17 protein-coding genes are annotated in these 13,320 nt (G+C 55.9%); 7 read left to right on the top strand and 10 right to left on the bottom strand.

The genetic code is table 11. The annotated features are described in order from the left end of the window. Window positions 1–10 precede the first annotated feature (10 nt). Window positions 11–1,477: a cytochrome c oxidase subunit II gene (locus tag QFW87_RS07025; protein WP_283190133.1), complete on the bottom strand. Its 1,467-nt coding sequence runs from the start codon at window positions 1,475–1,477 to the stop codon at window positions 11–13. Between the two features lie 442 nt (window positions 1,478–1,919). Here QFW87_RS07025 and QFW87_RS07020 point away from each other — a divergent pair, with 442 nt between their 5' ends. After that, window positions 1,920–2,261: a hypothetical protein gene (locus QFW87_RS07020; RefSeq protein WP_283190132.1), complete on the top strand. Its 342-nt coding sequence runs from the start codon at window positions 1,920–1,922 to the stop codon at window positions 2,259–2,261. 285 nt (window positions 2,262–2,546) lie between these two features. Here the strand turns inward: QFW87_RS07020 and tam are convergent, their stop codons facing one another. Then, on the bottom strand, window positions 2,547–3,317 hold the full coding sequence (gene tam / locus QFW87_RS07015; protein WP_283190131.1) for a trans-aconitate 2-methyltransferase: 771 nt from the start codon (window positions 3,315–3,317) through the stop codon (window positions 2,547–2,549). A gap of 449 nt (window positions 3,318–3,766) precedes the next feature. Here tam and QFW87_RS07010 point away from each other — a divergent pair, with 449 nt between their 5' ends. Both QFW87_RS07010 and QFW87_RS07005 read left to right on the top strand, forming a co-directional pair. Next, window positions 3,767–4,270: an inclusion body family protein gene (locus QFW87_RS07010; RefSeq protein ID WP_033061388.1), complete on the top strand. Its 504-nt coding sequence runs from the start codon at window positions 3,767–3,769 to the stop codon at window positions 4,268–4,270. Window positions 4,271–4,394: 124 nt separating this feature from the next. Next, window positions 4,395–4,934, top strand: a complete 540-nt coding sequence (locus QFW87_RS07005; RefSeq protein WP_283190130.1) for an AidA/PixA family protein — start codon at window positions 4,395–4,397, stop codon at window positions 4,932–4,934. Window positions 4,935–5,007: 73 nt separating this feature from the next. On the opposite strand, the gene QFW87_RS07000 is transcribed toward QFW87_RS07005, so the two are convergent. Beyond that, window positions 5,008–6,093: a type I restriction endonuclease gene (locus QFW87_RS07000; protein ID WP_283190129.1), complete on the bottom strand. Its 1,086-nt coding sequence runs from the start codon at window positions 6,091–6,093 to the stop codon at window positions 5,008–5,010. A 320-nt stretch (window positions 6,094–6,413) separates the two neighbouring features. Here QFW87_RS07000 and QFW87_RS06995 point away from each other — a divergent pair, with 320 nt between their 5' ends. Continuing rightward, the gene (locus tag QFW87_RS06995) at window positions 6,414–6,824 is read left to right on the top strand and encodes a low affinity iron permease family protein (protein ID WP_283183345.1); all 411 of its coding nucleotides are present in this window, start codon (window positions 6,414–6,416) and stop codon (window positions 6,822–6,824) included. Between the two features lie 45 nt (window positions 6,825–6,869). Here QFW87_RS06995 and QFW87_RS06990 read toward each other — a convergent pair whose 3' ends face one another. The 6 genes from QFW87_RS06990 to QFW87_RS06965 form a co-directional block, all read right to left on the bottom strand. Next, window positions 6,870–7,373, bottom strand: a complete 504-nt coding sequence (locus QFW87_RS06990) for a DUF4142 domain-containing protein (protein ID WP_283190128.1) — start codon at window positions 7,371–7,373, stop codon at window positions 6,870–6,872. Window positions 7,374–7,446: 73 nt separating this feature from the next. Further along, window positions 7,447–7,605 carry a KGG domain-containing protein gene (locus tag QFW87_RS06985; protein ID WP_283183343.1) on the bottom strand — a complete coding sequence of 53 codons (159 nt, stop codon included), beginning with the start codon at window positions 7,603–7,605 and terminating at the stop codon, window positions 7,447–7,449. A 115-nt stretch (window positions 7,606–7,720) separates the two neighbouring features. Next, entirely contained in the window at window positions 7,721–9,070 is a 1,350-nt protein-coding gene (locus QFW87_RS06980; RefSeq protein WP_283183342.1) for a diguanylate cyclase, read from the bottom strand. A gap of 85 nt (window positions 9,071–9,155) precedes the next feature. Further along, window positions 9,156–9,794 carry a LysE family translocator gene (locus tag QFW87_RS06975; RefSeq protein ID WP_283183341.1) on the bottom strand — a complete coding sequence of 213 codons (639 nt, stop codon included), beginning with the start codon at window positions 9,792–9,794 and terminating at the stop codon, window positions 9,156–9,158. Window positions 9,795–9,855: 61 nt separating this feature from the next. Beyond that, window positions 9,856–10,272, bottom strand: coding sequence for a fosfomycin resistance glutathione transferase (gene fos, locus QFW87_RS06970; RefSeq protein ID WP_283183340.1), 417 nt, complete (start codon window positions 10,270–10,272; stop codon window positions 9,856–9,858). 4 nt (window positions 10,273–10,276) lie between these two features. Beyond that, on the bottom strand, window positions 10,277–11,056 hold the full coding sequence (locus QFW87_RS06965) for a hypothetical protein (protein ID WP_349294106.1): 780 nt from the start codon (window positions 11,054–11,056) through the stop codon (window positions 10,277–10,279). Window positions 11,057–11,221: 165 nt separating this feature from the next. Between QFW87_RS06965 and QFW87_RS06960 the strand changes: the two genes are divergently transcribed. Beyond that, entirely contained in the window at window positions 11,222–11,461 is a 240-nt protein-coding gene (locus QFW87_RS06960; RefSeq protein WP_283183339.1) for a CopG family ribbon-helix-helix protein, read from the top strand. Continuing rightward, entirely contained in the window at window positions 11,451–11,735 is a 285-nt protein-coding gene (locus QFW87_RS06955) for a type II toxin-antitoxin system RelE/ParE family toxin (RefSeq protein ID WP_283190884.1), read from the top strand. The genes QFW87_RS06960 and QFW87_RS06955 overlap by 11 nt, the downstream gene beginning before the upstream one ends. A gap of 25 nt (window positions 11,736–11,760) precedes the next feature. On the opposite strand, the gene QFW87_RS06950 is transcribed toward QFW87_RS06955, so the two are convergent. Further along, the gene (locus QFW87_RS06950; protein WP_283190127.1) at window positions 11,761–12,672 is read right to left on the bottom strand and encodes a LysR family transcriptional regulator; all 912 of its coding nucleotides are present in this window, start codon (window positions 12,670–12,672) and stop codon (window positions 11,761–11,763) included. 77 nt (window positions 12,673–12,749) lie between these two features. Between QFW87_RS06950 and QFW87_RS06945 the strand changes: the two genes are divergently transcribed. After that, complete coding sequence (locus QFW87_RS06945) at window positions 12,750–13,238, top strand: DMT family transporter (protein ID WP_283190126.1); 489 nt, start codon at window positions 12,750–12,752, stop codon at window positions 13,236–13,238. Window positions 13,239–13,320: the final 82 nt, after the last annotated feature.

Genomic DNA, 13,320 nt, shown 5'->3' with positions numbered 1-13,320 from the left:
TGCTTTACGGCTACTTCCCTGGCTCCGCCTTGCTCGCATCAGCGTCGGCATTCGCTTTGGATTTGATAAAAGCGATCAGTGCGTTCAACTCCTGATCACTCGGGGTAAAGGCCGGCATGACGGCTGCATAGCCTTTGACGATTTTGGCACCGGGATTAAGAATCGAATCCTTTATATAGCCCTCATCGGCCTTTATCGTCGAACCGTCGGCAAGGGTTACGGTCTTGCCATACAGGCCCTGCCAACTGGGGCCAATACCCTTGCTACCATCGACACTGTGGCAGGCCAGACAGCCGAGCGACTCGGCCAGCCGCTGCCCCTGCGTCGCCAAGTCGTCACCTCTGTCCAATTTTTCGCTGGCAGAAGGTTCTTGCTGCGCGACACCGAGTGATTTGATCAGGGCGACGAGAGCACCCAGTTCATCGTCATTGAGAGTATAGGCCACCATGACCGGCGGATAACCTTGTACCAGTCGGGCCATCGGATCGAGAATCGACTCTTTCAGGTAAGCCTCATCGACCAGCGCACTGGTGCCATCGGCAAGCTGTTCAGTGCGGCCGTACAGCCCCTTCCATCCCGGGCCGAGATTGGCACTGCCATCCTGGCTATGGCAGGCACCGCAACCGTATTTTTCGACTAACAGGCGACCTTTTTCAAGCACGCTGTCCTGACTGGGTTTGGCAGCTGTCGTTAATGTCTGCGCAAAGGTCGGTTGGCTGTTCAGCCATTGAACGAAGGCGGCCTGGTCCTCCACGATCATATGACCGCGCATATTGTAATGACCTAGGCCACAATACTCAGCACAAAGGACTTCATACTTCCCGATTACAGTTGGTGTAAACCAAAAATACGACACCATCCCAGGTACCATGTCCATCTTGCTGCGAATCTGCGGTATATAGAAGTTGTGCAGTACATCTTTGGAACGCAATAAGACCTTCACCGGCTGATCGAGCGGAAGGTGAACTTCATTGCTTCTTATAAGCACATCGTCTTGCCCAACAGGATCCTTGGGGTCAAGGCCGAAGGGATTGGCGGAATCAACAAACTTAATATCCGATTTGCCCAGCTTCCCGTCCTGGCCGGGAAAACGAAAGGCCCATTGCCACTGCTGGGCGACCACTTCAAGTTCATGAGCATTTTTCGGCACCCGGACGAAATCGTTGTAAACCACCAGGCCTGGCGCCAACATCGCGGCAATACCTACCGAGGTCACGATAATCAACCATGTTTCCAGTTTTTTATTTTCTGGCTGATAGTGCGCCCTGGAGCCTTCCTTGTGACGATAACGCATCACGGCCACCGCCATGAATACGGTGATGGCGATGAAAAATATTCCGCTGATGATCAGGGTGATGAACAGGGTGGTGTCTATTGACCCCCAGTTGGAAGCTGCCGGTGTCGCATGCCAAGGCGCTAGGATATGAAACAGCACTGATGCAATAACGATTAGTACAAGAATAATTGCCATTGCCATTTTGCTTTCATCCTATTCCTGTTACTCATTGGTATGCCTAGGCATCGCCACAGAACAACATCGTCAAATCAATACTAATCTGACGCCAAAACAGGCTAGACAAATACCACTTATCTTCGTGACAAAGTCCGCAGGAAGTATAGTTCATGGCCAGAACAAACGCTTTTCCTGAAAAGCCTTGTTGCCTGGATATTCCAACTTCATCATCAACTTGATCGCTTGAAATCTATTCGCTATATATAACTGTAACTATTAAGCAACACATCTCGCCTGAACGACACGTCGAGCAAGCGAGGCCCGGTTGCCAGCTATAATTAAAATCTGATTACGGAAGGCAAAGATCGGCTAAAAGCGCCCGCAAAGATCCTCGCCTATGCATAGCGGTCAGACAAATGACGGCCAAGAGCGATAGCGTCCAGCCGTCCACAACGGAGATTTCGTCATGAGTGCCTTGACGATCGAAGGCTGGTGCAAAGTCAACGGACAACAAAAGTCTACCCCGATGGGTGAAATCCGTTTTTACGTCGATGGCCCCCTCCACAAGGGTCTGGAGGACGCTGAAGAACGCCTGCAGAAGACCCATGAGCGTGAAGCCATGGTCGATGTCGACATGGACACACTGGAGTTGAAATTGCCAGAGGGATACGACCCTTTGTCCGACTGCAAAATGCGCGTCTATATACACAACGAGCGCGGTCAGTTCCATTTGGTCGGGCATCGAGCGAGTGATGGAAGCTTGATCTATAGCAACGCGGTTTTGATTGATCAGCTGATTGACGCCTAGCTACGACGGGATTCTCGGCCATCAGTACGCGAAAGGGACAGACGAAAAGAGCGGGATCTGTCCCTAATGCCGATCAGTTAAGGAGCGACACAATCCGTAGCAGCTGGCGAAGCCTGCGTTCGGCTGCGAAGCAGTCGTGAAATCAGACGATGCGGTGTTTCAGGAAGACCGCAAACTCAGGTTTTACGACTGCTTCGCAGCCGAACGCAGGCTTCGCCAGCTGCTACGGATCGCGTTTTGGCTTAACTGATCGGCATTAGGATCTGTCCCTTTTTTATTAATGCATCAGCGGGTCGCGACGATAAACAACCGCGGGAACGGCAGCAGCACTGAACCATCGGCCAACGGCGGATAGGCCAGCTCGATCGCCGCCTGATACTGCTTGAGATACTGCGCCCGCTCAGCCTCATCCAGCGGATCCAGAAACGGTCGCAATCCGCTGCCCTTGAACCACTCGACCACACCAGACGCGCCGCCAGCAAGCGGATGATGGTAAGTCGTGCGCCACACATCGACACGGGAACAGTGGGCTCGCAGCATCGAGTAATAACCACTGGCATCTGCCATCTCCGTCCGCTGCCCGGCGGCGCCCGCCAGTTTGCCAGCCCATGGACCATCGGCTGCAACTTCGCGCATCAAGCGATGCGAAGGTTCGTTGAGATTGTCCGGCATCTGGATCGCCAGGCTACCACCGGGCGCCAGTTTGCTCGCCAGTGCAGGCAGCAACTTCGCGTGATCAGGTAGCCACTGCAACACCGCGTTGGCGAAAATCACATCGAACGGGCCGTTTTCGTTCCAGGCATCAATATCAGCCGTATCGAATTGCACCTGCGGCAAGCGCTTGCGGGCGGCCTCGATCATATCGGTCGAACTGTCCAAGCCACGTACCGTGGCATTGGCGAAGCGCTCAACCAACAACTCGGTGGAATTGCCGGGGCCGCAACCGATGTCGATTGCCGAGCTCGCGCCCGCCGCCGGGATCGCGGCCAGCAGGTCACGGGCGGGACGTGTGCGTTCATCTTCAAAAGCGACGTATTGTTTGGCGGACCAACTCATTGCGTTCTCCTGTCGGTGCGTTGTTGTAGCAAGAGGCGGAAAACCGGTTCGTTACGATACCTCGACCGGTGTACTCTGCCCTATCCGACCTCTGGCGAAAGAGTGTCAGTTAATCCAACCCCCTCGTTGCCAATACCCACGAAACCAGACGTACAAAGAGGGTTTGAATGAGCTTTTTTTATCGTAAAATCTTCTGAAGTCATAACCAAATCGACCGTTCGTCGAACTAGAAGCCAAGCAATTTTGACAGCCTAAAATTCACATCTATAGTCCTATCGCGGCCCGTCGGAAGGAACCCGAACCCGTTAGTTTGCACGCAAGGAGCAAGGCCAGCTCATGCCCGTGAAGGTGGGTTCCGTCCGTAGTGTTTTCGCAACGGCCGCAAGGCAAGCAAGCGTTGTTGTGCCTGAAAAGTAACCAGGCATTCACTATGATCAAGGAGCTTTACTATGTCTCGAGTCACGGATGTACTTGTTTCAATCGACACTGAAACCATTCTGAAAAACTACCCGAACATCAGCAAAAACCCTGCCTCGCCGACGTTGATCGACGTCAATCATGTGTACATGGTGACCAATCAGAACAACGTGGTCAGCGGCCAGGCCGGTGGCGAACTTAACTTGAAAGCCCAGGTAGGCGACTTGATTCGCTGGCGTGAAACCAGTCTGTCGCAGAGCTTCGAGACGGCAGTGATTTTCTACAAGTTTGTTGGCAATGTCGGCAACGAGTTGATCTCCACACCCACGCCCCGCAAGGCTACAGCGTGCGTTGCCGTTCCCAACACCAGCAACCCGTCGGTGCCGAGCTGCCAGAAAGTCGATAACCATTACTGGTCTTCGGAAACACTTTCGTGCGGTAGCGTGACCTACCACTTCCATTTCCTGATCGTTGATCGCGACTGCAAGATCGTAGGCTGCTGCTCGTGGGATCCGTTCATTACCATCCGTAACTGACGATGACCAGGCCCCTTGGCGACGAGGGGCCTACCGAGTTCGTTGCCGCTTCGGCCGGGATGGGATGTCTTGCTTGAACCGATGCGGCTGCCGTCTTGAATCAACATCATGAAAGGAATCCATGATGACTTCCGAACCGATTGCCTCCCCCTCGGCGAGTATCGCGCCAGCCAACAATGTGCTGCTGATCGTCGATGCCGAATCGCTGCTTTCACGCTATCCGCAGCCCAGTCTTGAGCCGCAAAATCCGACCGAGATTGAGGAAGGCTTCATCTTCGCCATCAGCGGCAAAAAAACAGCGCAAAGTAGAATAAATGACAGTATTGCGACGTTTGTCGCCAGTAACGGCGAGAACTTCCATATCCGTGGCAGGACCGTCAGCTTGCTCGCCGAACACAGCGTGGTGTTCTACGAGATGTCTGTAGGTGATGCCGGGGTACTTTCACCGCCTGAACTGGTGGTCCACACAAACCTGACAGTCCCCGCACCCGATCCCGAAAACCAGACCCAACCGGGCAGCCACACGGCCGATGATCATTACTGGCATTGCACGCAATTGGCGGCCGGGGTGGCGGCGTGCGAACTGAAATTCATGCTGATCAATAAAAGCTGCGAGGCATTGGGGTACTTCAGGTGGTCGGTGGACGTGACGTTGGCGGAGTGAACAGAAATCCAAAAAAAACCGGCCTCCGGGGCGTCCGTTGTGGCCGGTTTCTTCTGCCAATCGATCATCGTGGTTAGTCGTAATATCCAACAGTCTTCTTCAAGTGATCCGAGTATTCGTAGATATCGTCTATCGAGTTAATTGCGTGCCGGGTTTCATTTTTCTCTTCGTCAAAAATCCCGATGTACTTCTGCGAACGATTGAAGTGCAGACGACAGATAGGTTTGCGGTTGTTGTCGTCGAGCAGAATGCCGAAGTAGCTCTGGGTGTCGCGCTGAACAATCCGCTTCGCATCGACAACAGACCGAACGACGGCACGGACGATGTGATACCCCTCCAGTTCTTCCAGCGTTGTCAGAACCTTGTCCTCAGACTCGTCCCGCACATCCGGCTGCTCGGTACCACCAGAAGAAACCGGCAAAGAAGCCAACGCTGGTTGAATAGCACCGCTCATGGCCGACTTAAGCCTGTCGTTGATTTGGTCGTTGAGAAACTGCACCACGGCCTTTCTCGTTAGCTCATGGAACTGCTCACGGACCTTCTGAGTAATCACCCCGTCGTATACACGCGACGCGAACACCTTCACAAAGTCGTCATCAGGCTTACTGACTTGCAAAGCAATGACCTTTTTGATTTGGCTGACGTACTTCAGCTCACCTGCGGCGCTGATTATCGAATCCACATCGAAGGCTGACTTGGTGAGCTTGACCAATTCGGGGACGGAATACTCGTCGATATCCAGAAGGTCCAGTTCAAGAAACGGCTTCTCATCCATCTTGTTTGGCGCGTCCAGGTCGGTGAAAAACTTGTAGACCTGACCGTTGGTAAGGATAGAAATTCGGGCGCTGGTGACGTGAAAATAACGAAACAACTGGGAGGCATGATTGATGTGCAGCGGCTCGCCTATTTTTTTGCACTCGATGAGGATTTGAACCTCTCCTCCCTTCATGATTGCGTAATCAATTTTTTCTCCCTTTTTCGTTCCGATATCGCAAACGAATTCGGGAGTCACTTCGGTCGGATCGAAGACATCGTAGCCCAGCACCGTACTGATAAAGGGCATGACAAAAGCGTTCTTGGTCGCTTCTTCCGTTTGGATTGCAGCGCTCTGCAATCGAACTTTGGCGGCTAAGCTTGCTAACTTTTCGAAGAATTCCATGAGTGGCCTCTTACCTGGTTTCGATCCGTGAGATTGCATGCTGGCAAATTGACTGCCATTGATACTAGTCACAAACCGGCACAAAGAAAGATTCCAGCCAAGAAATGAGAACCGCCTAGATTTCTTCTATCCAGCTCTCGCTCAATCTGTCGTTGACATCACCAAGATCGCAGCCTTCGGCAGCTCCGCCGACCATATTCCAATGTAAAAGGTACCAAGCTCAGAAAACCGTTTTTTCAGTGGGCACAGATAAGTAATTAGAATTTCCAACAGACCGTCGCTGTCTGAAAATCAGGCGCATCCCTATAAGGAACACGGCTATGAAATTCGCAAAAGTCGCTCAGAAACTTGCCCTGTGGGCCGGCAGCCCCAAGACGTTCATGGGGGCGATCATTCTGATTTTTCTGTGGGGGCTGAGTGGGCCGATTTTTCACTTCAACGACACCTGGCAGCTGATCATCAATACGTCGACCACCATCATCACGTTCCTGATGGTGTTCCTGATCCAGAACACCCAGAACCGCGACACAGACATTTTGCATTTGAAGGTCGATGAGTTGCTGCGGGTGACGAAGGATGCGCAAAACGCGATGCTGGGGCTTGAGGCGCTGGACCTCAAGCAGTTGGAAGCGCTGAGAAAGCAGTATCGGCAACTTGGCGAGGGCGAAACGATTTCCCTGGACGGTACCGTCGTCCAGGAAAAAGGTAAGCAGGATTTGAATGAATGCTGATCGGGACATCGTGGGTGGCCCGAGGTCACCCGCGTACTTCGTGGGTTAGCGACTGGCTTGCAGCGCCTTGGCCATTTGCAGATGGCTCTGCAATTTGGGCAGGGTTTCTTCGGCGAAGGCTTTGATTTCAGGCACGTCGGTGGTCTGCGCTGCCTGTTGAAGCTGTTCGATGGCTTCCTGGGTGGTTTTCACCTGACTGGCCGCGTAGGCCTGGTCGAAGCTCGCGCCGTCCTTCACTTCCGGCATCAAGGCTTTGGCTTTATCGACGACCTCTTCGCGCGGGGCCACCGGTAAATCGAGCTGCTTGGCGATTTTCGCCAGGTGCTGGTTGGCGGTGGTGCGGTCGTTGATGACGACGATGGTGTAGTCCTTGACCTCTTTGGATTCGGTTTTCTGGTGCGCCAGGCGGCTGGCTTCGATATCGGCCATGCCTTTGGCCGACGCATCGTTAATGAATTCGGCGGGGGACTGGGCAAAGGCACTGCTGGCGCACAGGCCCAGCAACGTGGCAAAACTGGCATTGCGTAATCGGGTGGCAATCCGGCTCATGGTCGCGCCCTCCTCGTAAAAAATTCAAACGGGAGCTTACGCTCCCGCCTCTCAATCAAAACCACCTCAACCACTACTTCGACTTCTGACCACCTTTGCGGCCCATATCGGGCTTCGCAGGCTCTTTATCGACAGTCGTGGTGGTAGTTTTCCCACCTTTGCGACCGGCTTCAGACGCCTTCGTTCGATCGTTGGCGGAGTTTCCCGAGTTCGAGTTTCTTGAGTTAGGCATGATTCTCTACCTCTTGGTGATGATCGCGGCGAGCAGGAGCCCGCATAGAATCAGAATTTCGATCACCGCAAAGGTTTAGAAAAGTTGAAATCGCCGCGACGAACGGTGACGACACTCAGACCCCTGTGCGCAGGTGATGCTGGCGTTTGGCGGTGTACATCGCCTCGTCGGCGTGGCGGAACAACTGCTTTTCTTCGGTGCCGTGGTCGGGGTATCGCGCAACGCCGATGCTCGTCTGGATGATGAGGCTGTGGCCATCCAGGCGAAGGGGTTGAGCCAGGACCTGGCGGATTTTTCCCGCCACGCTGTCGGCGTCTTCCGAGGCATGGATGCTGTGCAACAACACTACAAACTCATCACCGCCGATGCGCGCCACGGTGTCGGTTTCGCGCACGCAGCCTTTGAGCCGATTGGCGACCGCTTGCAGCAGCATGTCGCCGACCGCATGGCCGTGGGTGTCGTTGACTTGCTTGAAGCGGTCGAGGTCGACGTACAGCAGTGCCATTCGGCCGGAGTCCGCCCGGGCCAGCGTCAACGAGGCTTTGAGCCGATCACGGAGTAACTCGCGGTTGGCCAGTTGAGTCAGTGGATCGTACTGGGCCATGCGCTGCAGTCGGGCATGCAATTGCTTGCGCTCGATCGCTGTTGCGATCTGGGCGCAAACGTACTGCAGCAGTTCCTTGTCCTGCTCTGTATAGCGTTCGCCACCCGGCACGCTTTTGACGATCAGCGCGCCGATGGTGCCGTTTTGCGAGTTCAACGGCACACCCAGCCAGCAAGGTGAATGCTGGCCCGCGACCAGCGCCTCAAACCCCGCCGGTGGATTGTCCTGATCCGGGGTCAGCAGAATCGGCTGGCCTTTGCGAATCACCTCGGCGCAGAGGCGCCCGGTGATCGCTCCGGGCTGCTCGGGTTGCAGCTCCAGGTCGCCCACGTGATAAGGGAAATTCAGCTGTGCGCAGTGTTCGTCATACAGCGCCACGGAAAAATTCAGCGCCGGCAGCCATTCACCGATGATCAAATGGATGCGCTTGAACAGCGCCAGTAAATCTTCCGCCGCGTGGGCCGCTTCGGAGATCGCATACAACGCCGCTTGCCGGGATTCGGCCTGCTTGCGCTCAGTGATGTCGCGTGCCACGGCGATGCGCAATTGGTCGACCTCCGACCAGCGTGCCGACCAGAGGATGTGCGCCACTCGGCCATCTTTGCGCAGGTAGCGGTTTTCAAAATTGAGCTTGGGCTCGCCGCCCATGATCTCCCGCGCGGCATCGAGGGTGCGCTGACGATCGGCGGGGTGCACCAGGTCGATCATCGGCTGGCCGATCAGCTCTTCGGGGGTATAACCGAAGATACGCTCGCAGGCCGCGCTGACAAAAACGAAGCGACCTTGTTTGTCGACCGCACAGACGGCGTCCAGCAAGAGATCGATGAAACTCGCCAACGGCGCGGAATTTCTGGTTGCCATAGTGCGGTGAGCGTGTCCGGACAATGCAGCAATAAAGAACCCTCCCTGCCCCATCAGTACAACTGACGCCTCCCTGCGATCAGCCTCACGCCTTGTTCGTCACCAGCCCCGGCAATGCATGCGCCAGGGCATTGATGGCGAATCCGATAAACATCACCCCACACAACCGGGTGATCAACAGCTCATGGCGCTGGTACAACCTGCGCACCTGCCGCGCACCGACAATGCCAATGAGGATAGCGTAGGCCATGAGGCCACCGACGAAGCTCAGGACAATCAGCCACGGCAGCATCGACCAGTGCAGCAATTCGGCACGGCTGGACAGCAGCGCCGTAAAAGTCGCTACCGCCACCGGGTAAGCCTTCGGATTGGTCAAGCCAAACAAAATACCGTGCCAGAACGGCTGCCGCGCCGGGCCCTGTGGTGCTTCGACACTGGTGCGACGGGCACGAACCGCGCGCAGACCGAGCCAAAACAAGTACAGCCCGCTGAGCACGCCCAGCACATCGAACGCAGTACTGCCGATTTCCCGCGCACCGACAATCGCGATCAGCGCGGTGCTGCACCAAACCACATCCCCCAGCAAATGCCCGCAGAGAAACCCCGCCCCTGCCCTCCGACCACGCGCCGCACCGATGCCGAACACCGCCAACACACCCGGCCCCGGCGTGATGCCGTAGATAAAGCCCGAGGCGAGAACAGCCATTAGCAGCGATGGGGTCATTGGAGGTCCTGTTAGCCTTGGTGAATGCACGCAAGTCTATCTCAGGTTCCCGGAACCCGACTTACGGATCGTCGAAGAACTTCATCCCGGCATAAGGCCGCTGCCGACAGGCTGCCAGCCGTGACGTCAGGTCACCGACATGGGCTTCAAGTTTGTGGCAGTTCGGGTCGAGGAAATAGAAGGACGCGCCTTCACTGCGGTTGTCGCGCCATTCCTGTACATGGGCGGCGCGCAGACGCTCAACGAGCAGAGGGAAATCCGCTGCGTCGAGGCTGAAGGCATAGTGGGTGTAGTCAGCGGCGGGTTCAGGCTTGCGCAATGGATCGAGGGAAAGGCACAGCCATAGTCCCGGCAGAGAAAGGTAGGCGCCCGTGTCCCAGGTGGCTTCGACGCGAAGTTGCAGCAGATCTTGATAGAACGCCACGCTGCGGTTCAGGTCGGTGACGGCGAGGGTCAGGTGGTTGAGGCCGGTGAGCATTTTTTCAGTAACCTTTGAGTTCTTCAGGCACGACGTAGTGTTTGCCATCGTAGCTCAGCGTGATCTGTGTTTTTTTCAGATCGCTGGTTTTAGAAAGGCACTCCTCGCCTGATTCGAAGTTTTTCAGCACGGTGATGCTTGAAGTGACGATCAAGTCTACAAATCCGTTGTGAGTCGATTTGCCGATTTCGACGGTTCTGCGTATGTCCTGCCCCTGACCTGTGCAGTCGCCCATCCACTCACCCGTGTTCTTGGCAACCACCAGCCCCTCCAGCACTGGACGCAGGGTATTACCCTCCCTGAGGTACAACGCAAGATCGGTTTTGGAGTAGGGCATAGCACTCGATCGGTGACCAAAGTCCGAACGCAGACCAAAGGCCCGGACATCCGACGCCAGCTTGTAGCGCGCCGTATCAATGACAAGACCTTCAAAACCGACTGCGTCGGAATTGTAAGCTTCGTTCTTGCGGTAAGTGGCCAGCGTCTGGTCGTTGGTGGAATTGACGATCGACAGTTCCAGATCGAACATCCCGCCATCGTTTACGTCTTCGGAGACCGGCGTAAATGTCGATTTCGTCGCAATGGCTTGGTCTTTAAAAGCCGGCCATACCTTGCAGCGAGCCAGCGAATGCCCATCGAAGGGCAGTTCTTCGCAGGCCGCTTGAGCGTAGCTAGTCATGGTTAAAACGCTGAAGGCGAGGATTGGGCCGAGCAGTCTGGTGTTGCTAGTCATCACCAAACCACGCAGCGCCGAACATCCCATCAACCCGGACTTCAATGTCATTCCCCTGCTCCTTGTGTGCTTCAAAACCAGACAATTTCAGCAGCGCACTATCCCCGGCTCGGAGTGACCGTTCAACCAATTGTTACGACAGACGAATGGGGGTAGCGTCCTCCCCTGCACGACGCGGTAGTATGTTGTATTACAAACCACTACATCGAGACCGTCATGTCCGTCATGTCTTTACGCTTGCCAGACGAACTGGCCGATACGCTCGCCAACCTTGCCAAGGCCACCGGTCGCAGCAAGTCATTTCTCGCGGTGGATGCTCTGCGTGAGTATCTCGCGCGAGAAGCCTGGCAAATCGAGGAAATTCAGAAAGCGCTGAAAGAAGCCGATGCCGGTGACTTCGCAACGCCGGAAGAAGTGAATGCAATCGCCGACAAGTGGACAGCCAATGCGGGTTGAGTGGCTGCGTAATGCATTAAAGAATCTCGATGACGAAGCCGCGTACATCGCGATGGAAAACCCAAAGGCGGCGGCAGATTTCGTTCAAGCCATTCTCGCCAACGTTGATCACCTTGCTCGATTTCCCGCGACAGGCCGAGAAGGTCGCTTGCCCGGGACTCGTGAATGGGTTTTGCCCGACCGGCCGTATCTGATTCCCTATCGAGTTCGCCAAGGTCGCTTGCAAGCGCTTAGGGTCTTCCATACTCGGCGACTTCCCCCCACCAATTGGTAGATATCAGCGTGCGCCACCCTGAAGATCAATCCTGCCTGATCCCCTCCTCGATCCGCCCATTCAACCAATTCAAAGCCTGATCCCCGCCCCGCCGCTTGTGCCAAACCAACACAAACGTAAACGACGGAATGTGAAACGGCGGCGGGACCACGATCAACGACTGTTCATCGATGTTGAGCAACCCTCGGGAAGCGACGGTGAGGATCAGGTCTGTGCCGCTGATGAGTTCCGGAGCGACGCTCCAGTGCGGCAGGCTGATCGCCACGCGACGGCGTTCACGCAGGGCTGTCAGGGCCCGTTCGATTTCCGGGGTGCCGCTGCCACGCATTTCCAGCAGGACATGGGGGCGGGCGAGGTAGGTCGGCAGGTCGAGCACGCCATCGGCGGGCAGGCTGTTGCGGTCTGCCAGACAGGCGTAGTGCTCTTCGAACAGCGGGGTGCTGCGCAACTCGTTCGGCAACTCTGGAAAGACACCTGCCGCCACGTCGATGTCGCCGTTGAGCACCCCCTCGAGCATGCCTTCGCGGCTGGCATGGCTGATTTGCAGATCGATGCCCGGCGCTTCCCGGCGCAAGGTCCGTATCAACCCCGGCAGGACGATTGCAGCGCCATAGTCGGACATCGCCAGTCGAAACGTGCGCTTGGCGGTGGCCGGATCGAAGGTATTCGGTGCCAGCAGCGATTGCACTTGAGCAAGGGCTTCGGCCAACGGAGCCATCAACTCCAGGGCTCGCGAGGTTGGCACGAGGCTGGCGCCCGCCCGCACCAGCAAAGGATCGCCGAGCAGATCACGCAACCGCGCCAAGGCATGACTGACGGCCGGCTGACTCAGGTGCAGGCGCTCGGCGGCACGGGTCACGTGTTGCTCGCTGAGCAAGGCGTCGAGGATCACCAGTAAATTGAGGTCGACGCGCCGAAGATCATTCATCTGATGCATGTTCTGAATAGCTATTTGGAATTTAAATCTGCGCGACGAATACTTTAGAGTCCAGCAAAACCTGCTGGAGAATCATCATGAGTACGTTGCATTGGGTCGGGCTGTTGCTGCTGGCCGTGATAGCCGGGGCGGTGGTGCCTTTTCAAAGCGCGATCAACGCCAACCTCGGGCGCGGTTTGGGCCATCCGTTGTGGGCAACCCTCGCGTCGTTGTTGGTGAGTATTGTGGTGTTGTTGCCGGTTATGTTGGCGCTGCGTTTGCCGTTGCCGTCGCTGGCGTTCATCAGCAAGGCGCCGCTGTGGATGTGGACCGGCGGCGCGTTTGGAGTGTGCTTTATTTCGTTGGCGCTGATGTTGCTGCCCAAACTCGGGGCATCGGGGTTTATTGCTTTGGCGCTGGCGGGACAGGTGGTTGCCTCGCTGGTGCTGGATCACTTCGGATGGTTTGGGTTGGTGGAGCGGGAGATGAAGTTGCCGCGAATGGTTGGGGCGATTTTGTTGGTGGCTGGAGTGGTGTTGATTCAGTTCGGTACTTCGCCGGCAAAGGCGATCATTGCGACGTCTTGAAGATCAAAAGATCGCAGGCTGCGCCAGCGCCTACAGGGATGCGTGGTCCCTGCACGAACTGGGATAGCCCGGCGATCTTTTA

The organism is Pseudomonas sp. PMCC200344, from assembly GCF_030053095.1.
GTDB lineage: Bacteria > Pseudomonadota > Gammaproteobacteria > Pseudomonadales > Pseudomonadaceae > Aquipseudomonas > Aquipseudomonas svalbardensis.
The sequence above is the reverse complement of the archived record's forward strand: the minus strand, read 5'-3'. Positions and strand labels throughout refer to the sequence as shown.

Bases quoted from the DNA above. Each gene is read 5' to 3' on its own strand.
- QFW87_RS07025 (WP_283190133.1), bottom strand. From the start codon at position 1,477: ATGGCAATGGCAATTATTCTTGTACTAATCGTTATTGCATCAGTGCTG.
- QFW87_RS07020 (WP_283190132.1), top strand. From the start codon at position 1,920: ATGAGTGCCTTGACGATCGAAGGCTGGTGCAAAGTCAACGGACAACAA.
- tam (WP_283190131.1), bottom strand. From the start codon at position 3,317: ATGAGTTGGTCCGCCAAACAATACGTCGCTTTTGAAGATGAACGCACA.
- QFW87_RS07010 (WP_033061388.1), top strand. From the start codon at position 3,767: ATGTCTCGAGTCACGGATGTACTTGTTTCAATCGACACTGAAACCATT.
- QFW87_RS07005 (WP_283190130.1), top strand. From the start codon at position 4,395: ATGACTTCCGAACCGATTGCCTCCCCCTCGGCGAGTATCGCGCCAGCC.
- QFW87_RS07000 (WP_283190129.1), bottom strand. From the start codon at position 6,093: ATGGAATTCTTCGAAAAGTTAGCAAGCTTAGCCGCCAAAGTTCGATTG.
- QFW87_RS06995 (WP_283183345.1), top strand. From the start codon at position 6,414: ATGAAATTCGCAAAAGTCGCTCAGAAACTTGCCCTGTGGGCCGGCAGC.
- QFW87_RS06990 (WP_283190128.1), bottom strand. From the start codon at position 7,373: ATGAGCCGGATTGCCACCCGATTACGCAATGCCAGTTTTGCCACGTTG.
- QFW87_RS06985 (WP_283183343.1), bottom strand. From the start codon at position 7,605: ATGCCTAACTCAAGAAACTCGAACTCGGGAAACTCCGCCAACGATCGA.
- QFW87_RS06980 (WP_283183342.1), bottom strand. From the start codon at position 9,070: ATGGCAACCAGAAATTCCGCGCCGTTGGCGAGTTTCATCGATCTCTTG.
- QFW87_RS06975 (WP_283183341.1), bottom strand. From the start codon at position 9,794: ATGACCCCATCGCTGCTAATGGCTGTTCTCGCCTCGGGCTTTATCTAC.
- fos (WP_283183340.1), bottom strand. From the start codon at position 10,272: ATGCTCACCGGCCTCAACCACCTGACCCTCGCCGTCACCGACCTGAAC.
- QFW87_RS06965 (WP_349294106.1), bottom strand. From the start codon at position 11,056: ATGACATTGAAGTCCGGGTTGATGGGATGTTCGGCGCTGCGTGGTTTG.
- QFW87_RS06960 (WP_283183339.1), top strand. From the start codon at position 11,222: ATGTCCGTCATGTCTTTACGCTTGCCAGACGAACTGGCCGATACGCTC.
- QFW87_RS06955 (WP_283190884.1), top strand. From the start codon at position 11,451: ATGCGGGTTGAGTGGCTGCGTAATGCATTAAAGAATCTCGATGACGAA.
- QFW87_RS06950 (WP_283190127.1), bottom strand. From the start codon at position 12,672: ATGCATCAGATGAATGATCTTCGGCGCGTCGACCTCAATTTACTGGTG.
- QFW87_RS06945 (WP_283190126.1), top strand. From the start codon at position 12,750: ATGAGTACGTTGCATTGGGTCGGGCTGTTGCTGCTGGCCGTGATAGCC.